Below are 587 nucleotides of genomic sequence, written 5' to 3' on the forward strand. Positions count from 1 at the left end.
CTTTTGGAACATAATTTGCAAAAAGGCATTGTATCTCCAGCATATTCAAGGAGATAAAACATGGAAACTCGCATTCCTGAAAACACACCATTCGAGACGAATTTTCTAGGAGAAACATCTCTAGAAGAAAAATATTCACTCTTTCACACACCCATTTCATGGTCCGCAATCTTTGCGGGACTGGTGACAGCTCTTGCCACCTCAATCTGCCTTTCTTTTCTGGTCGCCGCTTTAGGCTTAAGCCAAATGGATTTTACTTCTTCAACCCCATTTGAAGGCTCTTTCCTCTCCTTTGGCGTGGGCTCTGTTATCGTTACACTGATTAGCCTAGCCTTGGGAGGCTTTGTAGCTGGACGTTTTGCTGAAACCTCAGGGACTCTTCATGGCTTTCTCACTTGGGCTCTCATAACATTGCTGATGACCCTCCAAGCCATCCACGTGGTTTCTAGTACAGCAAAGATAGGAGCTAAAACGGCTCTAGAAAACAGCTCCATGGTCCAACAAACCGTGGACAGCCTCAAAAACAATATTTCCCCCATACTTGCAAACTTAAACAGCGAAAGTCTTGAAAAGTTTTTTGCAAAAAA

At 43.4% G+C, this 587-nt stretch carries 1 pseudogene; it reads left to right on the forward strand.

The features are described 5' to 3' along the window. Positions 1–60: 60 nt before the first annotated feature. Positions 61–587: pseudogene (locus tag ACFILL_RS09510) on the forward strand (DUF3792 domain-containing protein); the annotation flags it as partial.

The sequence above is a fragment of the Bartonella sp. AP20NXHL genome, assembly GCF_042196165.1.
Taxonomy (GTDB): Bacteria; Pseudomonadota; Alphaproteobacteria; order Rhizobiales; family Rhizobiaceae; genus Bartonella.